Origin of the sequence: Pseudomonas sp. AKS31 (assembly GCF_023634765.1) — a bacterium.
Classification (GTDB): domain Bacteria; phylum Pseudomonadota; class Gammaproteobacteria; order Pseudomonadales; family Pseudomonadaceae; genus Aquipseudomonas.
In genome coordinates, this window is sequence record NZ_JAMLFX010000030.1 from 1 (window position 1) to 3,244 (window position 3,244).

4 protein-coding genes and 3 tRNA genes are annotated in these 3,244 nt (G+C 52.2%); all 7 read right to left on the reverse strand.

What is annotated here, in order from left to right; all coding sequences use genetic code 11:
* Positions 1-451: GTP-binding protein (locus tag M9827_RS27515; protein WP_250608360.1), on the reverse strand; the 451-nt coding region annotated here is incomplete at its 3' end.
* Positions 452-536: 85 nt separating this feature from the next.
* Positions 537-612: transfer RNA gene (locus M9827_RS27520), tRNA-Thr, on the reverse strand.
* A gap of 26 nt (positions 613-638) precedes the next feature.
* A tRNA-Gly gene (locus M9827_RS27525) sits at positions 639-712 on the reverse strand.
* A gap of 25 nt (positions 713-737) precedes the next feature.
* Positions 738-822, reverse strand: a tRNA-Tyr gene (locus M9827_RS27530).
* Positions 823-965: 143 nt separating this feature from the next.
* Positions 966-1,397 (reverse strand): hypothetical protein, encoded by a 432-nt coding sequence (locus M9827_RS27535; RefSeq protein ID WP_250608362.1) that lies wholly within the window; start codon positions 1,395-1,397, stop codon positions 966-968.
* A gap of 7 nt (positions 1,398-1,404) precedes the next feature.
* Positions 1,405-2,157: a pantothenate kinase gene (locus M9827_RS27540; protein ID WP_250608364.1), complete on the reverse strand. Its 753-nt coding sequence runs from the start codon at positions 2,155-2,157 to the stop codon at positions 1,405-1,407.
* Positions 2,147-3,100, reverse strand: a complete 954-nt coding sequence (gene birA, locus M9827_RS27545; protein WP_250608366.1) for a bifunctional biotin--[acetyl-CoA-carboxylase] ligase/biotin operon repressor BirA — start codon at positions 3,098-3,100, stop codon at positions 2,147-2,149. The genes M9827_RS27540 and birA overlap by 11 nt, the downstream gene beginning before the upstream one ends.
* Positions 3,101-3,244 lie beyond the last annotated feature (144 nt).

Genomic DNA, 3,244 nt, shown 5'->3' on the forward strand with positions numbered 1-3,244 from the left:
CAACCAATTCCAACAGCTCAGCGTCGTCTACCAGGTCAGCCTTGTTCAGGAAAACCACGATGTACGGAACACCTACCTGACGGGACAGCAGGATGTGCTCACGGGTTTGCGGCATCGGACCATCAGCGGCCGAGCAAACCAGGATAGCGCCGTCCATCTGAGCAGCACCGGTGATCATATTCTTCACGTAGTCAGCGTGACCTGGGCAGTCAACGTGAGCGTAGTGACGGATCAGCGAGTTGTACTCAACGTGCGCGGTATTGATGGTGATACCGCGAGCTTTTTCTTCTGGAGCGCTGTCGATCTTGTCGAATTCAACTACGGCCGAACCGAAAACTTCGGAGCATACGCGAGTCAGAGCAGCGGTCAGAGTGGTTTTACCGTGGTCAACGTGACCAATGGTCCCAACGTTGACGTGGGGCAGGGAACGATCAAATTTTTCCTTAGCCATCGATATCACCCTCTACAGAAGAAATTAGACAAACAATATCAACCATTAAAACAAAGGCAGATATTTTCATATCTGCCTTGTTATATGGAGCTCTTGAGCGGATTTGAACCGCTGACCTCACCCTTACCAAGGGTGTGCTCTACCAACTGAGCTACAAGAGCAAAACACTTTGCACAACCTGCAAACTTGGAGCGGGTAGCGGGAATCGAACCCGCATCATCAGCTTGGAAGGCTGAGGTTCTACCACTAAACTATACCCGCGGAGCCTGCAGCTCACGCTTAAATCTGGTGGAGGGAGAAGGATTCGAACCTTCGAAGTCGTAGACGTCAGATTTACAGTCTGATCCCTTTGGCCGCTCGGGAACCCCTCCTAATCAGGCCGGCATTCTATACCATGCCAAGCCCCTGTCAAGCATTTTCTCATTTAAAAACCTGAGGTTAGCTGCGTTGACATCGCCTCACTTTGATTTCCCGTTTAGGTCTTCGCTGTGGAGCGGGCGCCATTCTATGCAAACTATTCAGCAGGTGCAACCCCCTCACACAGCATTATTTTATGTTTTAACTCATTGAATTCCTTGGAAAGGTTTTGCAACTGAGCATCCCCTAGCAAACGCGGGCTCTGAGGCGCGACAGACAACCAATAGCCAGCCCCGGAAGCATCCTTTGACGAAGATTGCACATCCACTCCCATCTCAACCAAGCGCTTGCGCAGAGCAGTCATTGAATCCTGCTGGGTAAGCCCTCCCAGAAACAGGCATTCCTCGCGCCCGGTATCGCGCCCCTCCTTAACATCACCGGTCATTTCACTAAGCAAGCGAATGTCCTGCTGGGAACCTCGATACAAACTGAGAGGCGTAACATCCTTCGCCCGCAAAGGCGCCTCCTGCTGATGCCAGAAATAATAAAAAACATTAAGAACAAGAAGCAGCAGGAACAACCAACGCATACAAACCTCAGGAAAAAGGACACGCCATAGCCAACCCTACAAATACCAGGTCGGGAACGACTCTGGCCTGGGGCGCAACATCCGCAACCAATTCAGCATCGCCGCCAGTTAAAAAAACTGCAAAGCCTCCCCCCCAGTAGGAGCGTGCTATTTCCAGCTGCGTCAAAACGAAACCTCGCAGCATCAATGAACACCCACGCTCCACAGCCTCAACAGTGGTCCGCCCCGGTGCACTACTTGACAGGGCGCGCTCAGCTGCCAGATCTCCATAACGAATCTTGCGGGTATGAGTACGTAACTGATTTCGCATCAACGGCATTCCCGGACAAATGAAACCGCCCAGATGCTCACCATCCGCAGCGATAAAATCGGCAGTTACTGCAGTACCGAAATCAAGAACCAGACAAGCGCCGCGCGATGCGAGATGAAACCCGCCAAGCATGGCCAACCATCGATCAAGCCCTAGACGCTCGTAGTCCTCATAACCGTTTTTTACACCAGACATTTCACGAGCGGGCTTCGCACACACCACCGAAATATTAAACTCCCGCTCGATAACCTCGATTAATGCGCCAGTCTCCTCCGCAGTCCTGACACTGACCAAGCGACACTTGCGAAGCACAAGTCCATCGAGAGCTCTCAAACTCTCAATCAATGCAAGATCAGAGTCGACAACGCCTTCGGAAAACAAAGCGCCGAGCGCAGCCTTCAGTACTCGCCATTTAATAAAACTGTTCCCACAGTCGAGCTCAAGAATCATCACGCAACCTCAGGCTGAGCTCACCACCACTAAAGACTTTTTCCACGCCATCCACCTTCAGGCGTAGTGCACCCTGACTGTCGATTCCGAGCACAACACCATTTATATGGCTGGAACCCGCAATCAATGACACAGAGCGATCTTGCCACAAATGATTCGCCTCCCATTCTGCCTGGAGAGCCGAAAATCCATCCACCTGATGGCGCTGGATGTAAGCACTTAATTGCTTACCAAGCTCAGCCACCAAGATATTGCGATCAGTGCATCTGCCTGACTCAAGCCGAATCGACGTCCATTGCTGATCCACCCCATCAGCCTGCTGCATGTTCACGTTAACGCCGATTCCCAGTACGACATGACAAACGTCTGCCGGATCTCCGACGAGCTCAAGAAGAATGCCGGCAATTTTCTTGTTACCCACCAAGACATCGTTAGGCCACTTCAATCCCGCACCCGGCACTCCAAAATTCCTCAGAGCCTGCAAGACAGCCAGCCCCACAACAAGACTCAAGCCTTCGAGCTGGCGCATTCCGCCATCGATGCGAAGGACAAGGCTGTAATAGAGATTCTCTGCAAACGGACTCACCCATTTACGACCCCGTCGCCCCCGCCCAGAGACTTGCCGCTCCGCGAGCACTAAAAAGGGCGCCAAATTACCCTGACCAATCGCACGCAAGGCTTCAGCATTTGTGGAGTCGACAGAATCCAGGACAGTAACCGGCCAACCTGGCGCTATTGCTGATAATGTCCGAGAGTCGAGCAGCGTCAATGGCGCAGCCAATTGATAGCCCCGCCCTCGAACTTTATGGATGGACAAGCCAAGCTCAGCCTCCAGATGCTGAAGCTGCTTCCACACCGCACTTCGACTTATTCCCAGGGCGGCACCCAGATCCTGACCAGAATGGAATCGACCATCTTTCAGGAGGTTCAACAACGTCTGCATGCAGATCTCGCCTCACAATGAGGCCCGAATGATAGCTATGCCCCGGGCCGTTGCATAGAAATCAAGCAGATACATTTCCTGCGGGCAAAACAAAACCCCAACTGCTTTCGCAATTGGGGTTTCGGAATTTAATCTTGACGATGA

Bases quoted from the DNA above. Each gene is read 5' to 3' on its own strand.
- M9827_RS27535 (WP_250608362.1), bottom strand. From the start codon at position 1,397: ATGCGTTGGTTGTTCCTGCTGCTTCTTGTTCTTAATGTTTTTTATTAT.
- M9827_RS27540 (WP_250608364.1), bottom strand. From the start codon at position 2,157: ATGATTCTTGAGCTCGACTGTGGGAACAGTTTTATTAAATGGCGAGTA.
- birA (WP_250608366.1), bottom strand. From the start codon at position 3,100: ATGCAGACGTTGTTGAACCTCCTGAAAGATGGTCGATTCCATTCTGGT.